This is a genomic window from Duganella vulcania (assembly GCF_009857655.1).
Classification (GTDB): Bacteria; Pseudomonadota; Gammaproteobacteria; order Burkholderiales; family Burkholderiaceae_D; genus Rugamonas; species Rugamonas vulcania.
Genome location: NZ_WWCX01000016.1, coordinates 1 through 20,749 on the forward strand (window position 1 = coordinate 1; position 20,749 = coordinate 20,749).

The 20,749-nt window shown below is 64.6% G+C and carries 21 protein-coding genes; 5 read left to right on the plus strand and 16 right to left on the minus strand.

What is annotated here, in order from left to right; translation table 11 throughout:
- The coding region (locus GTP90_RS12120; protein WP_254451838.1) for an energy transducer TonB at positions 1-356 on the plus strand (356 nt) is incomplete at its 5' end.
- Positions 357-385: 29 nt separating this feature from the next.
- Here the strand turns inward: GTP90_RS12120 and GTP90_RS12125 are convergent.
- The 7 genes from GTP90_RS12125 to GTP90_RS12155 all read right to left on the minus strand — a co-directional run bounded on the left by GTP90_RS12125 (position 386) and on the right by GTP90_RS12155 (position 7,549).
- Entirely contained in the window at positions 386-742 is a 357-nt protein-coding gene (locus tag GTP90_RS12125; RefSeq protein ID WP_161083779.1) for a carboxymuconolactone decarboxylase family protein, read from the minus strand.
- A gap of 12 nt (positions 743-754) precedes the next feature.
- Positions 755-946 (minus strand): YgaP family membrane protein, encoded by a 192-nt coding sequence (locus GTP90_RS12130; RefSeq protein ID WP_161083780.1) that lies wholly within the window; start codon positions 944-946, stop codon positions 755-757.
- A gap of 287 nt (positions 947-1,233) precedes the next feature.
- On the minus strand, positions 1,234-1,983 hold the full coding sequence (locus GTP90_RS12135; RefSeq protein ID WP_161083781.1) for a PEP-CTERM sorting domain-containing protein: 750 nt from the start codon (positions 1,981-1,983) through the stop codon (positions 1,234-1,236).
- A gap of 375 nt (positions 1,984-2,358) precedes the next feature.
- Complete coding sequence (locus GTP90_RS12140; protein ID WP_161083782.1) at positions 2,359-3,156, minus strand: isocitrate lyase/PEP mutase family protein; 798 nt, start codon at positions 3,154-3,156, stop codon at positions 2,359-2,361.
- 20 nt (positions 3,157-3,176) lie between these two features.
- On the minus strand, positions 3,177-5,549 hold the full coding sequence (locus tag GTP90_RS12145; protein WP_161083783.1) for a DNA polymerase II: 2,373 nt from the start codon (positions 5,547-5,549) through the stop codon (positions 3,177-3,179).
- Between the two features lie 52 nt (positions 5,550-5,601).
- Positions 5,602-6,834, minus strand: a complete 1,233-nt coding sequence (locus tag GTP90_RS12150; protein WP_161083784.1) for an acyl-CoA dehydrogenase family protein — start codon at positions 6,832-6,834, stop codon at positions 5,602-5,604.
- Positions 6,835-6,844: 10 nt separating this feature from the next.
- Positions 6,845-7,549 carry a histidine phosphatase family protein gene (locus GTP90_RS12155; protein WP_161083785.1) on the minus strand — a complete coding sequence of 235 codons (705 nt, stop codon included), beginning with the start codon at positions 7,547-7,549 and terminating at the stop codon, positions 6,845-6,847.
- Between the two features lie 92 nt (positions 7,550-7,641).
- On the opposite strand from GTP90_RS12155, the gene GTP90_RS12160 reads away from it, so the two are divergent.
- On the plus strand, positions 7,642-8,550 hold the full coding sequence (locus GTP90_RS12160) for a LysR family transcriptional regulator (protein WP_161083786.1): 909 nt from the start codon (positions 7,642-7,644) through the stop codon (positions 8,548-8,550).
- Position 8,551: 1 nt separating this feature from the next.
- On the opposite strand, the gene GTP90_RS12165 is transcribed toward GTP90_RS12160, so the two are convergent.
- The 5 genes from GTP90_RS12165 to GTP90_RS12185 form a co-directional block, all read right to left on the minus strand.
- The gene (locus GTP90_RS12165; RefSeq protein WP_161083787.1) at positions 8,552-8,956 is read right to left on the minus strand and encodes a type II toxin-antitoxin system VapC family toxin; all 405 of its coding nucleotides are present in this window, start codon (positions 8,954-8,956) and stop codon (positions 8,552-8,554) included.
- Complete coding sequence (locus tag GTP90_RS12170; RefSeq protein WP_161083788.1) at positions 8,953-9,216, minus strand: antitoxin; 264 nt, start codon at positions 9,214-9,216, stop codon at positions 8,953-8,955. Before GTP90_RS12170 ends, GTP90_RS12165 begins: the two co-directional genes overlap by 4 nt.
- Positions 9,217-9,317: 101 nt before the next feature.
- A complete protein-coding gene (locus GTP90_RS12175) occupies positions 9,318-9,917 on the minus strand; it encodes a PqiC family protein (protein ID WP_161083789.1) in 600 nt (199 codons plus the stop codon).
- Complete coding sequence (locus tag GTP90_RS12180) at positions 9,914-11,545, minus strand: PqiB family protein (protein ID WP_161083790.1); 1,632 nt, start codon at positions 11,543-11,545, stop codon at positions 9,914-9,916. The genes GTP90_RS12175 and GTP90_RS12180 overlap by 4 nt, the downstream gene beginning before the upstream one ends.
- Positions 11,538-12,794 carry a paraquat-inducible protein A gene (locus GTP90_RS12185; protein ID WP_161083791.1) on the minus strand — a complete coding sequence of 419 codons (1,257 nt, stop codon included), beginning with the start codon at positions 12,792-12,794 and terminating at the stop codon, positions 11,538-11,540. The genes GTP90_RS12180 and GTP90_RS12185 overlap by 8 nt, the downstream gene beginning before the upstream one ends.
- A gap of 85 nt (positions 12,795-12,879) precedes the next feature.
- On the opposite strand from GTP90_RS12185, the gene GTP90_RS12190 reads away from it, so the two are divergent.
- The gene (locus tag GTP90_RS12190; protein WP_161083792.1) at positions 12,880-13,605 is read left to right on the plus strand and encodes a substrate-binding periplasmic protein; all 726 of its coding nucleotides are present in this window, start codon (positions 12,880-12,882) and stop codon (positions 13,603-13,605) included.
- A gap of 2 nt (positions 13,606-13,607) precedes the next feature.
- Here the strand turns inward: GTP90_RS12190 and GTP90_RS12195 are convergent, their stop codons facing one another.
- From GTP90_RS12195 to GTP90_RS12205, 3 genes are read right to left on the minus strand one after another with little or no spacing between them, the layout of a single operon-like run.
- Entirely contained in the window at positions 13,608-14,051 is a 444-nt protein-coding gene (locus GTP90_RS12195; RefSeq protein ID WP_161083793.1) for a thioesterase family protein, read from the minus strand.
- 1 nt (position 14,052) lies between these two features.
- Positions 14,053-15,285, minus strand: coding sequence for a M20/M25/M40 family metallo-hydrolase (locus tag GTP90_RS12200; protein WP_161083794.1), 1,233 nt, complete (start codon positions 15,283-15,285; stop codon positions 14,053-14,055).
- A 10-nt stretch (positions 15,286-15,295) separates the two neighbouring features.
- Positions 15,296-16,513: a urate hydroxylase PuuD gene (locus GTP90_RS12205; protein WP_161083795.1), complete on the minus strand. Its 1,218-nt coding sequence runs from the start codon at positions 16,511-16,513 to the stop codon at positions 15,296-15,298.
- 118 nt (positions 16,514-16,631) lie between these two features.
- Here GTP90_RS12205 and GTP90_RS12210 point away from each other — a divergent pair, with 118 nt between their 5' ends.
- On the plus strand, positions 16,632-17,567 hold the full coding sequence (locus GTP90_RS12210) for a LysR substrate-binding domain-containing protein (RefSeq protein WP_161083796.1): 936 nt from the start codon (positions 16,632-16,634) through the stop codon (positions 17,565-17,567).
- A gap of 59 nt (positions 17,568-17,626) precedes the next feature.
- The gene (locus GTP90_RS12215; protein WP_161083797.1) at positions 17,627-19,390 is read left to right on the plus strand and encodes an allantoate amidohydrolase; all 1,764 of its coding nucleotides are present in this window, start codon (positions 17,627-17,629) and stop codon (positions 19,388-19,390) included.
- Here GTP90_RS12215 and GTP90_RS12220 read toward each other — a convergent pair.
- Positions 19,381-20,748 (minus strand): tetratricopeptide repeat protein, encoded by a 1,368-nt coding sequence (locus GTP90_RS12220; protein WP_161083798.1) that lies wholly within the window; start codon positions 20,746-20,748, stop codon positions 19,381-19,383. The genes GTP90_RS12215 and GTP90_RS12220 overlap by 10 nt on opposite strands.
- Between the last annotated feature and the right edge of the window lies 1 nt (position 20,749).

Consider the following 20,749-nt stretch of genomic DNA (forward strand, 5'->3'; position numbering starts at 1 on the left):
CCGCGCGTAGCGAGACCAAGGCCGTGGCCGAAGCGAGCCGGGCAAGCGCGCCGGCCGCCGCCAGCGCCAGCCAGGCGGCGCGTCCCGCCGTGGTGATGGATACGCGCGCCTGCGCCACGCCGGAGTACCCGCCCAACGCCTATCGACGCGGCGAGAACGGCTCCGTGCAGCTGGCGCTGTTGGTGGGAACCGATGGCCGGGTGATCGAGTCGAAGGTGCAGAAGTCGAGCGGCTCGAACGAGCTGGACAAGGCTGCGCGCAAATCGCTGTCGCAGTGCAAGTTCAAGACGACCACCGGCGAAGCCATCACCGAGGCCACCTGGACCAGCCTGACCTATGTCTGGACGCTGGACTGACCAGCCAGCCCAGCGCGCCGCGCCGCCATTCAGGGCGCGGCGGAAAACTCCTCATAGGCGGCCAGCGCATTGGCCGCGTACATGGCGGACGGGCCGCCGCCCATGTAGATCGCCATGCCCAGCGTTTCCTCCAGCTCGGCCTTGGTGACGCCCAGCTTGACCAGGGCCAGCACATGAAAGCCGATGCAGGCGTCGCAACGGGCAGCGATCCCCAGCGCCAGCGCGATGAGCTCCTTGGTTTTCTTGTCCAGCGCGCCGTCGCGGGTCGCCGCGCGGGCCAGGTCGCCGAAGCCTTTCATCACGTCCGGAAGGTCCGCGCGCAAGGTCGCCAGCTGCTGCGAGATGGAATTGGTCAGCGCGCGATAGCCGTTGGTATCGATGCTCATGCGAAGTTCCCCCTATTTCTTCAGCGAACAGGTATTGACGCCGAACGGCAGATACGCCGGGCAAAACCCGAACAGCCCGGTCGCCAGCGGGACCAAACCCAGCCAGCCCCAAGCGCCGATGACGCCCGACAGTGTTCCTGCCACCAGGCCCAGGCCGCAAACGATGCGGATGGTGCGGTCTATCTTTCCTACGTTGGCACTCATGTTGTCACTCCTTGTTGAATTAACTCCTCCCTTCTCTTGACGCACGTTCTGTGCCAAATGACAAGGACAACGGGAATTGATTCAAAACAAGGACTTAGGCGCAGCTGGCGGACCGCCAGCCCGGCACGTGGCACTGCCACGCTGCCACTGTGGCAGTGCAGGGCCGGCGCCTGGGACAAGCCTTCTGCCTTGAGGCGCCGCTACAGCATCCGTTCGCTGACGCCCAGGCGCGCGGCCAACTCCTTATCGGAGGGCGGGGCCCCACTCTCCGATGTCGTCCAGCAGGCTTATGCCATCGGCCGCGCTTTGCGGCGCGCCATCCAGCCGACCAATCCCAGGCCGCCGATCAGCATGCCGTAGGTCGATGGCTCGGGCACGGCGGTGATCGAGACGTTATCGATCGCGACGTCGAAGTTGGTGTAGCCGTAGACAAAACCTGGCTGCAAGGTCGTGAACACGACCTCATCGACGCTGGCCAGCACGCTGGCGAAGGTACGGCCAGCAGGCAGCGTCGGCCCCTGTGCATCGGGGCCGCCGTAGCCGCCCCAGCCGGCAGGCAACAGCGTCGATTTCGTATCACCGATAGTCACCGACAAATGCTGCCAGCCCTTGGTCGAGTCGATGCTGCCGAGGTTGTAAAACACGCTGGTGTACGGCAGGCCGGAAGGGGTGTTGTCGTAGTCGCGCAGCTCGACGATCACATTGCGCGACACTTCACGGTTGAAGAAGAAGATCTGCTGCGCCGATATGTCCAGGCCGAGCGTCACGCTCGGCGACCTGGTGTAGTCGCCAAGGAAGGCCTGGTTGTTGCTGGTCCCCCAGGTCACGCCGAAGTTCTCGATCACAGTGCGCAGGGCCGGCGCGCCATGGCCCATGCTGGTATCGATGCCCGAGCCACCGTTACCGTCGATGGGCTGCATGCCCCACCAGCCCTCCTCGCCCTTGGAGAAATCAACCGTCGCGGAATGCGGCGCGGCCATCGCCGCACCGCCGGCCAGGGACAGCACCAGCGCCATCATTGCTTTATTCAAAGTCATAGGTTTTCCTTTGCACACAGGTTAGAGGGATACCGCTAACGCCACACCGACGTTCAGGCCGCGCGCGGTAGCACGTTGCCAAGCCGGTGTGAGGCCGATTCTGTGAGCGGCGAACCTGTATGTCAAAGACAACACATTACAAAATTGTAAGGAAATTGTAACCAAGTTTCTCAACGATTAGCCGCAATTCCTACTGGAAAGTTGTAACCGAGAGTCAACCAGCGGGCTGAAAGCCGGCGCTCTCCTATGAGGGATTAATTTAAACGTCAAACAAATTTGGCCGGACGGACAAGAAAAAACACCGCCGTTTGCGCGTATCGCCGGCGGCGGCAAAATGTTTGTTTTTTGCTACAGCCGGCCCCGCCTTGCCATGCGCTAGCGCGCGCCGATAAACAGCTTTTGCAGCTCGCCGTACGGCATGGCTTTTTCGATCAGCGGACCGGCGCTGCCGGTGGCCAGGAAGTCCCGGCCCATGTCGGCGGCGACCGCCCACAAGGCTTGCGGAATGCCGGAGCCCGCGCTCAGGCGGCGCACGCCCAGCTTGTGCAGGTCATCGGCGGACGGCACGCCCGGCCAGTCCATCACGTTGACCGGCAAGCCGGCACCGGCCACCACCGCCTTGATCTCGTCGACCTTGCAGATGCCCGGCACGAACAGGCTGTCCGCGCCGGCCTCCTTGTACAGCGCCGCGCGCTTCAACACTTCGGCCACGCGCTCGCCTTCCGGCGCCAGGCCCTTGAGGTACACGTCGGTGCGGGTGTTGATGAAGATGTCCTTGCCCGACTGCGCCGCCAGCTTCTTGATGGCGGCGATTTTCCCGGCCAGCAGCTGCGGCGTGCCGCCGCCGTCCTCCAGGTTGATGCCGGCCACGCCGACACCGATCAGCCGCAGCACGTTCTGCGCGACCGTGCTGGCGTCGTCCGAATAGCCGCTTTCAAAGTCCACCGACAGCGGCACCGTCAGCACGCGCGCGATGCTGGCGGCGACATTGACCGCCACGTCGACCGGCATGTTGTTACTGTCGGCATAGCCGGCGGCCCAGGCCACGCCGGCGCTGGTGGTGGCGATGGCCGGCGCGCCCAGGCTTTCGAACAGCCTGGCGCTGCCGGCGTCCCAGGCGTTGGGCAGGTGTAGCAGCTTGCTTCCGTCGTGCAGTTTCTTGAAATCGCTCATGCTGTCTCCGTTTAACCGTTTTAAAAAAGGCTGGCTTGCGCCGTGGTCAGGCTGGTGAAACTGTCGTGCATCGGCAGCAGGATCGAATCGGCGATCGGCTGCAGCTGCTTGGTCAGGTAATGTTCGTAGTCGATATTCGAGCGCGTCGCTTCGGTCGGCTCGGGGCCGCTGGTGGTCATCACGTAGCTGATCCAGCCGCCGTTCTGGTAGCGCAGCGGGCGGCGGTGCGCCTGATTGTACTCGTCCGCCAAGCGTGCGGCGCGCACTTGCGGCGGCACGTTGACCTTGTATTCGTCCAGCCGGTGGCGCAGGCGCTTGCGGTACACCAGCAGCTCGTCGTAATCGCCGGACAGCGTCTTGCGCGCATAGTCGCGCACGAACTCCTGATACGGCTCGTCCTTGAAGATGCGCTTGAACAGGCCTTGCTGGAACTGCTGCGCCAGCGGCGTCCAGTCGCTGCGCGCCACTTCCAGGCCGCGATAGATGACCTCCTCCTCGCCCCTGGCGTTGATGGTCAGCCCGGCGTAGCGCTTCTTGCTGCCCATCTCCGTGCCGCGGATGGTGGGCATGAAGAACTTCTGGTAGTGCGTGTCGAATTCGATTTCGAGGTGGCATTCCAGGCCGTGTTTTTCCATCAGCATGGTGCGCCACCAGTGGTTGATCCTGGCGGCCAGGCCTTCGCCGATGGCCAGCGCCTCGCCGTTCTCGTACTCCCTTTTCAGCCAGATGAAGATGGAATCAGTGTCGCCGTAGATCACGTCGTAGCCTTCGGCCTCCACCAGCTCGCGGGTCTGCTTCATCATCTGGTGGCCGCGCAGCGTGACCGAGGAGACCAGGCGGGGATTGAAGAAACGGCATTCGGTCGCACCGAGCACGCCGCAGAAGGAGTTCATCAACAGCTTCAGCGCCTGCGACAGCGGCTCGTTCTTCGCGCGCTTGGCGGCATCGCGCTGCTTCCAGATTTGCGTGGTGATCTCCGGCAGGCAGTGGCGCGTGCGCGAGAACACCGTGCCGTTGACGCCCTCCACCACCGTCGACTGGTCGCCGGCGATTTCGCCTTCGACCAGCCCGACCGGATCGACCAGGAAGGTACGGATGATCGACGGGTACAGGCTTTTATAATCGAGCACCACGACCGAGTCGTACAGGCCGGGCTTGGACTCCATGACGAAGCCGCCCGGCGAGGCGCCGCCGGAGATGTCGCCGACGCTGGGCGCGACATAGCCTTCGCGGTGCATGCGCGGCAGGTAGTGGTGGCCAAAGGCGGCGATCGATCCGCCCAGGTGGTCGGCCTGCAAACCTGTCACGGTGGCGCGTTCGATCATGAAGGCCAGCAGGTTGGCCTTGTCGAAGATGCGCGTGACCAGTTCGCAGTCCTTCAGGTTGTAGTGCGCCAGCGCCGGCTTGTCTTCGCGGAAGCGGCGTTCGATTTCCGCCATCTTGTCGTAGACGTCGCCGATGTCCTTGCCCTCGCCCAGCATGGCCTGCGACACGTTCTCCAGGCTGAAGGACGGGAAGGTCCACGACGCCGCCTTGAGCGCATCGATGCCATCGAGGACGATGCGGCCGACCACCGGCGCGAACATGTAGCCCTGCTTGCCCGGATGCTCGCGCCATTCGATGGTCTTGCCCTCGCGGCCCAGCGCCAGCGGGATCTTGTGCTTGTCCGCGTTCTTCTGCAGCACGCGCAGGTCGAACTGCACCACGTTCCAGCCGACCAGCACATCGGGATCGTGGCGCGCGAACCAGGCGTTGAGTTTTTCGATCAGCTGGCGCGGCGTGGCGCAGTATTCCAGGTCGAAGTCGATCTGCTGCGATGAGGCCTGCGGCTCGCCCAGCATGTAGACCTGGCGCTGGCCGCAGCCTTCCAGCGCGATCGAATACAAGTCCTCGAAGGCGCTGGTCTCGATATCGAGCGACACCATCTTCAGCTTGGGGCGGTACTCGGGTGCGGGCTTGAGCTTGCAGTTGTGGATGACGGCGGCGCCTTCAGCGCGTCCGCCTTCGAACTGCACGGCGGCGGTGATGAAGCGCTCCATCAGGTAACGCTCGGGCGGGCGGATGTCGGCCTCGAACATCTTGATGCCGTGTTCGCGCAAGGTGCGCTCCAGCGCCGTCAACTGCTTGTAGCGCGAGGCATAAACGCCGATGACCGGCTCCTGCTGGAAGGTCTTCAGTTCCAGCTCGCGCAGTTCGATGCCGGCATTGGCGTCCAGCAGCGCCTCGATGGCAGGGCGCTGCTTCGCCTCGGCGAAGGCCACCGAAGTTTGCGCGGTCAGGCGGATCTTTTTCGGGCCGTCGTCTGTCGCCAGCCAGAATTCAATCTCCGTCCCATTGGCCGCGTCCCGCCAGTGGCGGGTCAGGATAAAGCCATGTTGGGCGGTATGCGTCATGCCAGAATTATACTGTACGTGCATACAGCCCGCTAGCCGGGCGCGGATTGCCCTATTTGGCCGCGCGCGGCGCCTTGTAGCGCGCCAGTTCCATCTTGCCGATCTGGCTGCGATGGACCTCGTCCGGACCGTCGGCCAGCCGCAACGAACGCGCGCCGGCATAGGCCGAGGCAAGGAAAGGATCGGCCATGCCGCCGCCGCCCTGCACCTGGATCGCCCAATCGATCACCTTGCACGCCATCGTCGGCGCGGCCACCTTGATCATGGCGATCTCCTTGGCCGCCAACTTGTTGCCGACCGTGTCCATCATGTAGGCCGCGTTGAGCACCAGCAGGCGCGCCTGGTCGATCATGATGCGGGACTCGGCGATGCGCTCCAGCGTCACGCCCTGCTCGGCCACCGGCTTGCCGAAAGCGACGCGGCTCAAGCTGCGCTTGCACATCTGCTCCAGCGCGCGCTCAGCCAGGCCGATCAAACGCATGCAGTGGTGGATGCGGCCCGGCCCGAGCCGGCCCTGGGCAATCTCGAAACCACGGCCCTCGCCCAGCAGCAGGTTGGAGGCCGGCACGCGCACGTTCTCGAACAGGATCTCGGCGTGGCCGTGCGGCGCGTCGTCGAAGCCGAACACCGGCAGGTGGCGCAGCACCGTCACGCCGGGCGCATCGCGCGGCACCAGTATCATCGACTGCTGGATGTGGCGGTTGGGGTTATCGGGATCGCTCTTGCCCATGAAGATGAAGACCTTGCAGCGCGGGTCGTTGCCGCCGGAGGACCACCACTTGCGGCCATTGATCACGTACTCGTCGCTGTCGCGCACGATGGAGCTGGCGATGTTGGTGGCGTCCGACGAGGCCACCGCCGGCTCGGTCATCGCGAAGCAGGAACGGATGCGGCCATCGAGCAGCGGCTCCAGCCACTTGCGCTGCTGGGCTTCGGTGCCGTAGCGGGTCAGCACCTCCATGTTGCCGGTGTCCGGCGCCGAGCAGTTGAACACTTCCGGCGCCCACACGGCGCGGCCCATGATCTCGCACAGCGGCGCGTATTCCAGGTTGGTCAGGCCGGCGCCGTGCTTCGAATCGGGCAGGAACAGATTCCACAGCCCCGCCTCGCGCGCCTTGAGCTTGAGCTCCTCCATCACCTTGGTCGGTACCCACGCGTCGCCGGCGGCGCGGTTGGCGTCGATCTCGGCATGGAAGCGCGCTTCGTTCGGATAGATATGCTCGTCCATGAAGGCCGTCAGTCGGGCCTGGAGTTGCTTTACTTTCGGGCTGTATTCGAAATCCATGATCAGATCCTTATCGGTAGGTGACGGCGCCGGGTTGCCCCAGCCATTCCAGGTGCGAGTAGTTGTTGAGGTAACTGAGCGTGAACTGGCCGGGGCGCTGCAGCAGCTTGGTCACGGCGCAATTGGCCAGCGTCCAGCTCAACTCCATCACCTGGTAGTCCTGCAGGCCAAGCAGGTGCTGCATCAGCGTGGCGATCACACCGCCGGAGGTGAACACGATGGTGGCCTGCTTGCTGCTGTCGGTGTCGAGCCGCTCCAGCGCGGCCACGCAGCGGCGGCGGAATTCCGGCCACGTCTCGGTGTACTCGTCGTCGTGCCAGCCGCTCATCCAGCGCTGCATCGCGGCGCGGAACAGATGCTCCAGCGCGCGCTGCGGCTCCTCGTGCTGCGCCAGCAGCTGCTGGAACGCCGCCGCGTCGCTGGCCTCCGGGCAGTGGCGCCGCAGCACCTCATGGTGGTCGAATTCAGCGAAGCCGGGATCGGTGATCCATTCGGTATCGGCCAGCTGCCCCTTGGGCAGCTCGGCCAGGCAGCTGTCGGCGGTCTGGCGATGGCGCGCCATGCCGCCCACCACCACGCGCTGGAAGGACTGGCGGCTGTTGGCATACCACTGCCCCAGCAAGCGCGCCTGCTCGTATCCCAGCGTCGACAGCTGATCGTAATTGGCGCTGCCGAACGAGGCCTGCCCGTGGCGCACCAGATAAATTTGTCCCATTTGCTCGCGGCTCCAGATCAAAACAGGCACCAGCTTAACGCCCGGCCTATAATTCATCAAATGAATAGTTTTAATTTGGCCGAATAAACCTCATGCATATATCCAAGGTCGATCTCAATCTGTTCATCGTCTTCGAGGCGATTTACGCGGAAGGCAGCATCACGCGCGCCAGCCTGAAGATGAACCTGACGCAGCCCGCCATCAGCCACGCGCTGAACCGGCTGCGCGTGCTGTTTGAGGATCCGCTGTTCGAACGCCAGGGCCACGTGATGGTGCCGACGCCGCTGTCCCGCTCCATCATCGACGGCGTGCGGCAATCGCTGCGCGGGTTTGAAGTGACGCTGAACGGCGCCGGGCATTTCGACGCCGCCACCAGCGAGCGCACCTTCTCGCTGGCGCTGCGCGACGTGCTGGAGGCGAGTGTGCTGCCGCCGCTGATGGCGCGCGTGGCGCAGGATGCACCGACGGTAGGCCTGAACACCCTCCAGGTGGGCCGGCGCGAACTGGAAAGCGAGCTGGCGGCCGGCACGCTGGACGCGGCCATCGACATCCTGCTGCCGCTGTCGAACGACATCCGCCGCACGCTGCTGGCCACCGACAGCACGGTGGTGCTGGTGCGGCGCGACCATCCGCTGGTGCGCGGCGCGCTGGACCTGGACAGGTACCTGACACTGGAGCACATCCAAACCAGCTCGCGCCGGCGCGGGCCGGGGCTGGAGGATTTTGAACTGAGCCGGATGGGACTGCAGCGGCGCGTGCGGCTGCGCTGCCAGCACTACTTCGCCGCCTGCCGCGCGGTGAGCCAGACCGACCTGGCGCTGACGATGCCCGAGCGCCTGGCGCGCGTGGTCAACCAGCAGTTCGGCAACCAGATCCTGCCCTTCCCTTTGCAAATGCCATCGCTGGACATCTACCTGTACTGGCACGCCAACATCGACCACGACCCCGCCGGCGTATGGCTGCGCGAACAAATCAAGCAAGCCATGCTGGCGGCGGACTAGCTCATTTACTCCAGTCTTCGAGTATCAACCCTGATGGATGAAGGCTGAAGGTGGCGTCGCTGGAGACGAGCGTGGCGCCGATTGCCCTCGCGTGGGCAGCGATTAGCATATCCATCGGCGCCAGCGTGACGCCGGCAGCTTCGCGAAGCACACGCAATTCCGCATATGAAGATACGATATCACTAGTCCACGGCAATACTCGCACCAGCCTCAGAAACTTATCGACCCGTGTCTTCAGGCCGACCGCCCCTCCACGTTTGGCGACTCCATAATGCAGTTCGGCCTCGGTCATCACTGAAACGGTCACATTAGCGCGCGGAACGCTCTGCAATCGCTGAGCTACCAGCGGATGAGCGCCCCGGATAACATAGCTGGCGATATTAGTGTCCAGCATATAGATGCTCATACATCCATACCCACAAATGGATCGCGCTCCTGCTTTCCTTGTTGACGGTCTGCCGCCCCCATGAAATCCGCAGGGACGACTTTCGACACGTCTTCCGCAAAGAAATCAGCCCAGGACAGCGGTGGCTTGCTCGATAAGATAACGTCACCGGATACGGCATCTCGATGGATATAGACTTCGCTACCCTCAAACTGGCAACCACGAGGTAATCTAACCACTTGAAGCCCACCAGCCATCGACAGTTGAACCTTTTCACACATACCAGCCTCCCATTCTCGATGCGGCATCCACTCAATATATGCCACAGCTGAAAGAGATCAAGCTGTCAAAACGATGCACTTTGATCCGGATTAAAACAAATTCAGCAGCCGGTGCCGGCGCCGGAGGCCAGCGTGCGGACGGCTTTGGAGATGTCTGCGGCGATGCGGGCGACGGCGCGGCGGTGGCCGGCCACCAGCGCGTCGTAGCCGCCGCCGACCGGCTCGTTGGCGACGCTGCGGCAGGTCAGCACCTTGGCGCTGCCGACCAGCCGCACGCTCCACACCGCGTCGATCAGCGCGTACTGCCCAGGAGCGGATTCAAAGCGCTGCACATTGGTGCTGATGCGGTAGACCGGCGCGCCGTCCGCCGTCGATGTGCGGAAAACGTCCACCGTCCCCAGCTCGCCCGTGATCGCCAGCGACAGCGCCTGGCCGATCTCTGACGCCGGCATCGCCGACCAGCGCTCATGCTCCAGCAAATCCACGCGCCCCGCTTCGTTGCTGACCACCAGCTGATAACGCGCCACCTGCTGCGGCACCGTCACGGCCGGCAGCTCGATGTAGTAGCCAGGCGGCGCGGCCGCTGGCGCCGGCACGCCCATGCCGTTACTGAGGCTGTAGAAGTGCTCGGGCGGCGCGGCGGCGCAGCCGGCCAGCAGCAGCCCGGCCACCATGGCCAGCGCGGTTTGATAGCGCATCATTTCGGTTCTCCCTTGGTATCCTGCTTGCTCGTCTTCCCGCGCAACAGCGATTCGGGATGCCGCTCCAGATAATCCGACAGCGCGTTCAGCGATTGCAGCGTTTGCGTCAGCTGCTGCAAGGCTTCGTGCAGATCCGACTGCACCGGCGAATCCTTTTGCAGCAGCTGGTTCGCTTCGCCGAAGGTCTTGCGCGCCGCGCCCAGCGTGTCCTTCATCTCCGGCACCACCTGCGCATCGAGCTGCTTGAACAGCACGTTGGCGCTCTTCAGCGTGTCGCGCAGGTTGTTGCCGATCTCGCCGAACGGCACCTGATCCAGCTTGCGCGCGATGCTGGCGATCTGCGTCTGGAGCTCGTCCAGGCTATTCGGCACCGTCGGTACCTCCAGCGGATACTGCGCCACATCCAGCTTGGCCTGCGGCGCGTTCGGGAAGAAGTCCAGCGCCACATACAATTGGCCGGTCAACAGGTTCCCCGTGCGCAGCTGGCCGCGCAGGCCACGCGCGACCAGGCGCTCCAGCACCATCGGCCCGGCGTTGCGATCCTGGTCGCTGGCGACGGATTGCTGGAAGCTGCGGCCCAGGCGCGCCGGATACATGTCCACCGTCACCGGCATGCGGAAGGTCTTCTTCACCGGATCGAAATCGACGCCGACCGAGCGCACCTCGCCCAGCACGATGCCGCGGAAGTCCACCGGCGCCCCGGGCGAGAGGCCGCGCAGCGACTGGTCGAAGTACAGCACCGTGGTGATCGGTACGCCGTCCGGCTCGCGCAGCGCGTTGGCCTGGTCGGAGGCCAGCGGGAAGTCGGTGCCGGGAGCGGCCTGCTGGTCCGGCTTCTGGCCGCTCATGGTTTCGAAGGCGATGCCGCCCACCAGCATGGCCGCCAGCGATTGCGTGTTGACCTTGAAGCCGTTCGAATCGAGCCGCACGTCGACACCGCTGGCATGCCACCAGCGTGTATTCTTGCCGACGTACTGGTCATAAGGAGCGCTGACGAACACAGTCATTTTCACGCCGCGTCCCTTCTCGTCCAGATCGAAGCCAACCACCTGGCCGACCTGTATGCGGCGGTAGAAAATCGGCGAGCCGACATCGATGGAGCCGAGGCTCTCGCCATGCAGCGTGAACTTGGTGCCCTTTTCATCGCCCGCCACCTGCGGCGGTTTCTCCAATCCGGTGAATTCTTCCTTCGTCTCCTCCGACTTGCCCGCATCGACGCCGATGTAGGCGCCCGACAGCAAGGTGCTCAGACCGGAAACGCCACTCGCGCCCACGCGCGGCCGCACCACCCAGAAGCGCGTATCGGCGGCGGTGAAGCGCTTGGCCTCCTTGCTCATGTCGATCAGGACCAGCACCTTGGACAGGTCGCGCGACAGCGTGATCGTGCGCACCAGGCCTATGTCCACGTCCTTGTATTTGACCTTGGTCTTGCCCGGCTCCAGCCCGTCCGCGCTGCGGAAGCTCACCGTCACCGCCGGGCCCTGGTCCATCACCGACTTGGCCACCAGCGCCAGGCCGATTAGCGCAGCCAGCAAAGGGATCAGCCACACCAGCGAAGGCAGCCAGCGATTGGCCTTCTCCACTTTCGGCTCGGGCAGCGGCGGCACGCCGCTTTCGTTTTCAGGCATGGTTCTCTCCATTTGAATCGATCGGATCCCAGATCAGGCGCGGGTCGAACTGCATCGACGCCAGCATCGTCAGCACCACCACCGCGCAAAACGCCAGCGCGCCGGGACCGGCGGTGATCGTGGCCAGCGTCTGGAAGCGCACCAGCGCGACCGTCAGGGTAATCACAAAAATATCGAGCATCGACCAGCGGCCGACAAACTCCACGATCCGGTACAGCATCGTGCGCTGCAGGGGGCGCCAGCGCGAGCGCCGTTGCGCCGTCAACGCCAGCAGCGACAGCGCCGCCAGTTTCAGCACAGGCACCACGATGCTGGCGATGAAGATGATCGCCGCCAGCGCCGGCGAACCGCTGGTCCAGAAGTAGACCACGCCGCTGATGATGGTATCGTCCTCCTTGCCGAACAGCGAGTGCGTGTACATCACCGGCAGCAGGTTGGCGGGGATATAGAGGATGGTGGCCGCCAGCAGGAAGGCCCAGGTGCGGCCCACGCTGTCGGGACGGCGACGGTGCAGCGCGGCACCGCAGCGCGCGCAATGCTGGTGCGTGGCCGCCTGGTGCTGCGCCACCAGGCCGCAACTGTGGCAGGCGGCCAGGCGGGCATGCGGCGTGTAGCGGAACTCCGCCTGCGCGGGACGGCGTGGCCCCGGCAGGTGCTCGCCGATATTCCATAGCATCTGCGGATCGAACGAGGTGACGATGGCCAGCATCAGCGTCAACGCGCCGAAGGCGAACAGGCCCGGTTGCACCACCACCTGCGCCAGGCTGGTCATCTTGACGATGGTGATCAGGATGCCGATCATCAGCACTTCCGTCATCCCCCAGCGGCGCGCAGCGGCGACCGCGCGCAGCAGATGGTCGAAGCCGTGCGGCCGCACGCCGCTGCGCAACGCCAGCGTTACGTACAGCAGCGCGCCCAGCTCCACCGCCGGCAGCAGCACGGTGAACAGGAATACGATCACCGCCACCACCTGCATCTGCTCCGTCCACAACACGCGTATCGCGCCGGACAAGGTGGCGCTGGAGGTGTAGCCGCCGATGGCCAGTTCAACGATGGGACAGAACTGGGCGATCAGGAAGGTGAAGATGGCGCCCAAGGTGATGGCCGCCATGCGGTTGACGTCCGAGTGGATGCCGCGATAGAGGATGGACCGGCAGCGCACGCAGCGCGCCTTCTCGCGCGGCAGCACCGGACGGCGGCGATGCAGCACGCCGCAGTCATGACAGCTGATCAAATCGTATCGGTGCACAGGATGGCCGTTTAGTCAATAATGGCCATATCATACGACAATCCGCCACTGCCGCGTGACGGCTTGCATCGGCTATGATGGAGCCATGTTCCGCCTCCAGTCCACCATCCTGATCGCCGCAACGCTGGCCGTTGCAGGGAACACGCACGCGCAGGCCGGCAAGGAGCTGGTGTTCGGCACTACCCATGAAGAGAACTCGCCACTGTTCCTGTATGCCAGCGCCTACCTTCAGCAGCTGTGCACCATCAGCGGGCGACGCTGCGCGCTTCAAAGCCTGCCGGGCCGCCGTTCCGAGGCGATGCTCGCAGCCGGCAATATCGACGGCGAGGTAGGCCGCGTCAAAGGCTACATCCAGAAGCATCCGGACTATGCGCGGCTCGACGAACCGTTCATCGTCTCGCGCACGCGCATCTTCACCCGCACCGACAAGGACATCACCAGTTGGGAATCGCTGGCGAAGAACGCCAGGACGGTCAGCTACAAGCGCGGCATCTATCTGTACCAGCAGCGGCTGGAGGCTCTGCAACCGGCGATCCAGCCGCACGACGTGCAGAGCGAAACCGCCTGTTTGCAGATGGTGCTGGCGGCGCGCGACGACGCCTGTGTGTTCGACGACGGCGGCATCAGCGCCGACGCCAAGCCGCTGCTGGCGCAGGGCCACAGCAGCGCTTCGCTGGAGGACCTGCCGCTGTACATCTATCTGAGGAAGGACAACGCGGCGCTGGCGCCGATATTGTCCGACGCCGCCAGGCGCATGGCTGCGCGCGGCGTGACGGCGCAGTTCTACCGCAAGTTCTACGAGGCCAAATAGCCTTACTTGATGCTGGTGTTGAGTTCCTGGAAGTCCGCCGTCTTGCCCAGCGACTGCCAGGTGGCCAGCAGGTTGGCAGGTGGGGCGATCAGCTTGCGGGCCACCAGATCGAGCCAGCCGCCGGTGCTGGTCACGCGCGCGGCCAGCTTGCCGTCGGCGCGGATGATGTCGGTGCTGAGCGACCAGCGGCTGCCGTCCGCCGACAGCCCGGCCACGCCCAGCGTGACGGTGATCTCTTCGAGCAGCATCACTTCCTTGAAGTAGGCGATTTCGTCCTTCATCACCACCGGGCCGATATTCAGGCGCATGAACTCACTCATCGGGAAGCCGTTCTCCGACAAGAACAACATGCGCACATCGCCCGCCTTGTCCAGGAAGGCCGTGTTGCGCATATGGCTGTTGAAGTCCATATCGCCCCAGCCGGCCATCATCTTCTTCTCAAACATCTCACTCTCCAAGGAAATCCAAAAGCGTGCATGCTACCACCTTGGTCGCCTTGCGCAGGTCTTCCAGCAGCAGGCGCTCATCGGCCTTCTTGGCGTTCGACTCGGGGACGGTGCGCGGGCCGGCGCCGTACAGCACCGCCGGAATGCCATGCTCGCCGTACAGGCGCGCATCCGCGTACAGCGGCGTGCCTTGCGCCGGGATCTTCTCGCCAATGAAGGTTTGCGCGTTCTGCTGCAGGCTCGCCACCAGCTTCTCCGTGCCCGGCTGCTCGCGCAGCGCGTGCGACAGCAGCAGGCGCTTGATCTCGATGCGGATGCCAGGCTGGCCTTCGACCGCCTTTTCAATCAGCGCGCGGACCTGGGCTTCCACCACCACCGGATCTTCTTCCGGGATCATGCGGCGGTCCATCTTCAGCACCACTTTGCCCGGCACCACGTTGGTGTTGGTGCCGCCGTCGATGCGGCCCACCAGCATGGTCGGCGAATCGATGCCGGGGATTTTGGATTTGACCTTCTTCAGCTCCGGCAGCTGGTCGTAGATCGCGTTCAGGATGCGGGTGGCTGCTTGCAATGCATCGTGGCCGGTTTCCGGCATCGCGCCGTGGCCGGACTTGCCGTGCACCGTAATCTCCAGCTGCAGGCAGGCGTTGTGCGCGGTAACGATGTTGTAGCTGAAGCCCGCCGCGATGACGAAGTCCGGCTTGGTCAGTTTCTGTTCCAGCAGCCAGCCGGGGCCCAGCAGGCCGCCGAATTCCTCGTCGTAGGTGAAGTGCAGTTCCAGCCCGCCCTTGAGCGGCACGCCCAGCGCCTCCAGCGCGCGCGTGGCGAAGATGTAGGTGGCGAAGTCGCACTTGGAGACGGCGGCGGCGCGGCCATAGATGTAGCCGTTTTCCACCACGCCGCCATACGGCGGATAGGTCCAGTTGTCGCCCGGAGGCACCACGTCGCCGTGGGCGTTGAGCGCCACCGTCGGGCCACCCGCGCGATACGGGCGGCGCACGATCAGGTTGGTGATGGTCTCCATGCCGTAGTCCTGCACCACCTGTGCAGGCACGGCGTGCTTCTCGGCGGTCCATCCGTAGGCCTTGACCAGGTCGGCCACCATGTCGGCATGCGGCGCGTTGTTGCCGGGCGGGGTATCGGTCGGCACGCGCAGCAGCTGCTGCAGTACGCCGACTTCCTCATCGAAGTGCGCGTCGATCCACTGCGCCAGTTGTTCCTTGTTCGTCGTCATGGCTGTTCTCTTATTTTGCGCCGGACTCGAACCAGGCCGCGATCTGCGCCCGTTCGGCATCCGTCATATTGGTCAGGTTCGCAAGCGGCATAGCTTTGAGCTGCACCGATTGCTTATAGATTTTTTCCGCGTTCTGGCGCACCTGTTCCGCGCTGTCCAGCATCACGCCGGCAGGCGCCGTCGCAAAGCCGGGCTGCGAAGGATGGGCCGAATGGCAAGCCACGCAGCGCTGGTCGATCACGGTCTTCACCTTGGCGAATTGCGCCGCCGGATCGGCAGCAGCCGCCGTCGCCACGGGACGCGGCGGCACGATCGCCACCGCCACGCCGACCAGCAGCGCCACGCCGAGGGCCGGATAACGCCATTCCACCCGGCCCTTGTGGCGCAGGTTGAAGAAGTGGCGAATGAATACACCTGCCGCCATGATGAAGGCCAGCACCAGCCAGGCGTGGTCGTTCCGGTAGGTCATCGCGTAGTGGTTGCTGATCATGATGAACAGCACCGGCAGCGTGAAGTAGTTATTGTGGACGCTGCGCTGCTTGGCCTTCTGCCCGTGCACAGGATCCGGCAGGCGGCCGGCCGACATGGCCTCCACCATCTTGCGCTGGCCGGGAATAATCAGCATCAGCACATTGCCGACCATGATGGTGCCGATCAGCGCGCCGACATGGATGTAGGCGGCGCGGCCGCTCAGCACATGCGTGAGGCCATACGCGGCGCCGACGATCAGCGCGAACACCACCACGCCGAACCACATATCGCGCTTGCCCAGCGGGGAGCGGCACAGCAGGTCGTACACGGTCCAGCCGACGACCAGCGTGCCGACGCCGATGCCGACCGCCTGCCAGCTGCCGATATCGGCCACCGACTTATCGATCATCATCGCCTGCGCGTTGAAGTAGTAGGCGATGGTCAGCAGCGCGATGCCGGACAGCCAAGTGGTGTAAGCCTCCCATTTAAACCAGTGCAGCTCCTTCGGCAGTTCGGCCGGCGCCACCAGGTATTTTTGCGGATTGTAGAAACCGCCGCCGTGCACCGCCCACAGTTCGCCGGACACGCCCTTCTTCGCCAGCTCCGAACCTGAAGCGGGCGGGCGGATCGAGTTATCCAGCCAGACGAAGTAGAACGAGGCGCCAATCCAGGCGATGCCGGTGATGACGTGCAGCCAGCGCACGATCAGGTTCAGCCACTCAAGGCCGTACGGGATCAGATAGGCGAATAATTCCATGGGTGCTTTCAGGGTAAAGAGTGTGGCTAATTTACAGAAGATAAACGGATTTGGCGCCGACCACATGAACATTAGAGTATATTAAACATATCCGATTCCGTATAACAGAAATCCTCACATGGCCGCCCTGCCGCAACACCTGGATCTGCATTTGATCCGCATCCTCTACCTGCTGCTGGTTGAGAAGAACGTCTCACGCGTCGCCCTCAAACTGAATCAGCCGCAGCCCTCGATCTCCGCCTCGCTGCGCAAGCTGCGCGAGCTGACCGGCGATCCGCTGCTGGTGCGCGGTGCGCGCGGCATGGTGCCGACCCAGCACGGCGAAAGCCTGCTGGTGCCGGCCAAGCGCATCCTCGACGAAACCGAGAACCTGTTCCTGAAGAAGACGCCCTTCGTGCCGCAGAACGAAGCGCGCACCTTCCACATCGCCGCGCCGGACTACCTGGACAGCCAGTTCCTGCCCAACCTTGTGGCGATGCTGCGGCGCGGATCACCCAACAGCCGCGTGAAGATCCACAGCCTGGGCCCCGGCGTGGACTACGTGCGACTGCTGTCTGACGGCGACATGGACCTGGTCATCGCCAACTGGGACGAGCCGCCCGAGCACCTGCACATGTCCAAGCTGTTCGAAGACCCGATCATTTGCGTGATGCGTTCCGACTGTCCGTACGCGCTGCGCACCGGCAGCGAGGACATGACGCTGAACGACTACCTGTCCCTGCCCCACGTGGCGCCGACGCAGATCCTGCCCGGCTACCACGGCGTCATCGACGACTTCCTGGAGCGCCAGGGCTTGCAGCGCAACGTCGCCGTGGAATCGGCCTACTTCGGCCTGATCCCCTACATGCTGACGCAGACGGACCTGGTGCTGACCACCGGCCGCCAGTTCGTGCGCTACTATGAACGCAACATGCCATTGAAGACGTACACGGTGCCGGTCAAGTTCCCGGCGATGCGGTTCTACCAGTTGTGGCATGAGCGCGTGCACCAGGCGCCGGAGCACAAATGGCTGCGCGAGCAGGTCTCGACGGCGGCCAAGGCACTCGGCAAATAATAAACCTTAATGGATACCGCATATAACTGCATGGTGCAGTCGCGGTTACACTAAGCGCCATGACTACACTTTCCGAATTAAATGGCTGCGACGCCGCCACCTTCACCGATCGCCTGCGCGGCATCTACGAGCACTCGCCGTGGATACCGGAACGGGCGGCGGCGCAGCGGCCCTTCGCCAACGCCACCGCGCTCAAGCTGGCCTTGCAGGCGGTCGTCAGCGCCGCCACGCTGGATGAGCAACTGGGCCTGATCCGCGCCCACCCCGAGCTGGCCGGCAAGGCCGCCGTCGCCGGCGAGTTGACGGCCGAATCCACCAACGAGCAAGCCAAGTCCGGCCTCCACCTGTGCAGCGCCGAGGAATTCGCCGTGCTGCACCAGCTGAACGCGGACTACAACGCCAAATTCGGCTTTCCCTTCATCCTCGCCGTCAAAGGCCCGGACGGACAGGGGCTGACGCGGCGCGCCATCATCGCCACCTTCACGCGCCGGCTGAAGAACCAGCGCGCCGACGAAATCGCCGAGTGCCTGCGCCAGATTAAGCGCATCGCCGAACTGCGCCTGAACGACCTGCTGGGCGTGACGCTGGACTTCGGCCCCGCCGTCATGCAGTGGTGCGAGACTATCGCCGCATGGAGCGACACCGACAACAGCGCCAACGCGGACTTCGACCTGACCTGCGCCTACATGACGCCCGCGCACCGCAAGACCGCAGCACAGCTGCTGGACTGGATGCGCGAAGCCGGCATGGACGCGCACATCGACGCCGTCGGCAATGTCGTCGGCGTCTACCGCTCGGACGCGCCGGGCGCGAAAACGCTGATGACCGGCTCGCACTACGACACCGTGCGCAATGGCGGCAAGTACGACGGCCGTCTTGGCATCCTGCTGCCGATTGCTATCGTGCGCCACCTGCATCAGCGCGGCGAAAAGCTGCCCTTCCATTTCGAGATCGTCGGTTTCGCGGAGGAGGAAGGCGTGCGGTTCAAGAGCACTTTCCTGGGCAGTAACGCGGTCACGGGCCGCTTCGACCAGTCGCTGCTGGACCAGACCGACGCCGACGGCGTCACGATGCGCGACGCGCTGCTGGCCGCCGGCCATGACGTGGCGCGCATTCCCGCCATCGCCCGCGATCCTGCGCAACTGCTGGGCTTCGTGGAAGTCCATATCGAACAAGGCCCGGTGCTGCTGGAGCGCGACCTGCCGCTGGGCGTGGTGACTGCGATTGCCGGCAGCTCGCGCTACCTGGTCGAGCTGACCGGCCTGGCCAGCCACGCGGGCACCACGCCGATGACGATGCGCAGGGATGCAGCGGCAGCGGCGGCGGAGATCGTGCTGCTGGTCGAGCGGCGCTGTGCCCAGGGTGTATCGCTGGTCGGCACGGTCGGGCAGTTGCAGGTGCCTGGCGGTTCGGTCAACGTGATTCCCGGCGCGTGCAAGCTGTCGCTCGATATCCGCGCCGCCGACGATGCGGTGCGGCTGGCGGCGGTGAAGGATGTGTTAGACGGTATCACGGACATTTGCGGGCGACGCCAGGTGGAGGCAAGCTGGCAGCAGATCGTCGATGCCTCGGCCGCGCCATGTGCGCCACGTTTGATGCGGCAGTTCGGCGCCGCCATCGAGCGTGCGGGTTTGCCGCGCTTCGACCTGCTGTCCGGCGCCGGCCACGATGCGATGGCGATGGCCGCCATCACCGACGTCGCCATGCTGTTCACGCGCTGCGGCAACGGCGGCATCAGCCACAATCCGCTGGAGACGATGACGGCGGACGACGCCGATATCGCCGCCCGGGTGTTGTTGGACTTCCTGCGCAGCTACGCCTGATCGCTGGCCGCCGGCATGCGCCGGCAAAGCTCGGCCAGCGCGGCGGCCACTTCGGCGATCACCGGCCCCCAGCCGCCGCCCTCGGGCTGGCGGAACAGACGCATGGACGGATACCAGGGCGTGTCGCCGCGTTCCGTCATCCAGCGCCAGTCGCAGCGATAGTCGGGCAGCAGCAGCCAGCATGGCTTGCCCATCGCGCCGGCCAAATGCGCCACCGCCGTGTCCACGCTGATGACCAGATCGAGATTGGCAATGGCGGCCGCCGTATCGGCGAAGTCGCGCAGCTGCGGGCCGATTGCCTGCAGCGCCATGCCGGCGGGAGGTGCCAGCGCCTCGTCCTCGCCAAACCCTTTTTGCAGGCTGACGAAATGTGCTCCCGGCGCCGCAGCCAACGGCGCCAGCACCTGCAACGACGGCAGCGAACGGTCCGCGTCGTTCTCGAAATCCGGATTCCCCTTCCATGCAAGGCCGACGCGCAAGCCTTGTGCGGGCAGCTGTGCGGCCCAATGCCGCGCCAGTTCCGGCTCCGCCGCAAGATAGGGAACCGCCACCGGACCGCACACGGCGGGCAGGCGCATCGGATGCGTCCAATAGTCCCAGCCATCGGCCGGCACCGCATCATCCAGACCATATACCTCATCAACGCCAGCCAGCGTGGCGAACAAGCGCTTCAACCCTGCATGGCATATCACGGCGACCCGCGCCGCGCCGCGCTCCTTCAGCTTCGAGGCGTAGCGGCAGAAGTGGATCATGTCGCCCTGCCCCGCCTCCAGCACGATCACGATGGCCTTGCCCAGCAACGCCTCGCCCTCCCAGCGCGGACAGGCGAAGGTATGTGCGAAAGAGTCGAACTGCCAGCGCGCCTCCAGCAACGGCCAGCCTTCTTCAAACCGGCCCTGGCGCAGCAGCACGTAGGCCAGGTTGAAGCGCGCCCGCGCATGGTTCGGGTCCAGCTCCAGCGCACAGCGGTAGCATCCCTCGGCCTCCCGCTCACGCTTGACGCAGGCGAGTAGTACGCCCAGCTGGCTCCATGCCGCCGGCGAGTCCGGCGCCAACTCCACCGCCGCGCGTGCCGCCGCTTCGGCTTCATCGAAGCGCTTCGCCTTCAACAGCAGCACGCCGAGATTCTGGTGGAGCTGCGCATGATCGGGCATCAGCGCCAGCGCCATCCGATAATGGAATTCGGCCTCCGTGAGCGCGCCCTGCCGCTCCTTCAGGTATCCGAGGTTGGCGCGTGCCGCGCCGTGCATGGGCTCCAGCACCAGCGCCTGCAGGTAGCAGTCCTCCGCAACGGCGAAATCGCCGGCGGCCATGTGGTGGTTTCCATCGAGGTAGGCTTGCTGCGGATCTGAATGCATC

Bases quoted from the DNA above. Each gene is read 5' to 3' on its own strand.
- GTP90_RS12220 (WP_161083798.1), bottom strand. From the start codon at position 20,748: ATGCATTCAGATCCGCAGCAAGCCTACCTCGATGGAAACCACCACATG.
- GTP90_RS12145 (WP_161083783.1), bottom strand. From the start codon at position 5,549: ATGACGCATACCGCCCAACATGGCTTTATCCTGACCCGCCACTGGCGG.
- GTP90_RS12130 (WP_161083780.1), bottom strand. From the start codon at position 946: ATGAGTGCCAACGTAGGAAAGATAGACCGCACCATCCGCATCGTTTGC.
- GTP90_RS12205 (WP_161083795.1), bottom strand. From the start codon at position 16,513: ATGGAATTATTCGCCTATCTGATCCCGTACGGCCTTGAGTGGCTGAAC.
- GTP90_RS12135 (WP_161083781.1), bottom strand. From the start codon at position 1,983: ATGACTTTGAATAAAGCAATGATGGCGCTGGTGCTGTCCCTGGCCGGC.
- GTP90_RS12160 (WP_161083786.1), top strand. From the start codon at position 7,642: ATGCATATATCCAAGGTCGATCTCAATCTGTTCATCGTCTTCGAGGCG.
- GTP90_RS12165 (WP_161083787.1), bottom strand. From the start codon at position 8,956: ATGAGCATCTATATGCTGGACACTAATATCGCCAGCTATGTTATCCGG.
- GTP90_RS12195 (WP_161083793.1), bottom strand. From the start codon at position 14,051: ATGTTTGAGAAGAAGATGATGGCCGGCTGGGGCGATATGGACTTCAAC.
- GTP90_RS12215 (WP_161083797.1), top strand. From the start codon at position 17,627: ATGACTACACTTTCCGAATTAAATGGCTGCGACGCCGCCACCTTCACC.
- GTP90_RS12210 (WP_161083796.1), top strand. From the start codon at position 16,632: ATGGCCGCCCTGCCGCAACACCTGGATCTGCATTTGATCCGCATCCTC.
- GTP90_RS12180 (WP_161083790.1), bottom strand. From the start codon at position 11,545: ATGCCTGAAAACGAAAGCGGCGTGCCGCCGCTGCCCGAGCCGAAAGTG.
- GTP90_RS12140 (WP_161083782.1), bottom strand. From the start codon at position 3,156: ATGAGCGATTTCAAGAAACTGCACGACGGAAGCAAGCTGCTACACCTG.
- GTP90_RS12155 (WP_161083785.1), bottom strand. From the start codon at position 7,549: ATGGGACAAATTTATCTGGTGCGCCACGGGCAGGCCTCGTTCGGCAGC.
- GTP90_RS12170 (WP_161083788.1), bottom strand. From the start codon at position 9,216: ATGTGTGAAAAGGTTCAACTGTCGATGGCTGGTGGGCTTCAAGTGGTT.
- GTP90_RS12190 (WP_161083792.1), top strand. From the start codon at position 12,880: ATGTTCCGCCTCCAGTCCACCATCCTGATCGCCGCAACGCTGGCCGTT.
- GTP90_RS12200 (WP_161083794.1), bottom strand. From the start codon at position 15,285: ATGACGACGAACAAGGAACAACTGGCGCAGTGGATCGACGCGCACTTC.
- GTP90_RS12175 (WP_161083789.1), bottom strand. From the start codon at position 9,917: ATGATGCGCTATCAAACCGCGCTGGCCATGGTGGCCGGGCTGCTGCTG.
- GTP90_RS12125 (WP_161083779.1), bottom strand. From the start codon at position 742: ATGAGCATCGATACCAACGGCTATCGCGCGCTGACCAATTCCATCTCG.
- GTP90_RS12150 (WP_161083784.1), bottom strand. From the start codon at position 6,834: ATGGATTTCGAATACAGCCCGAAAGTAAAGCAACTCCAGGCCCGACTG.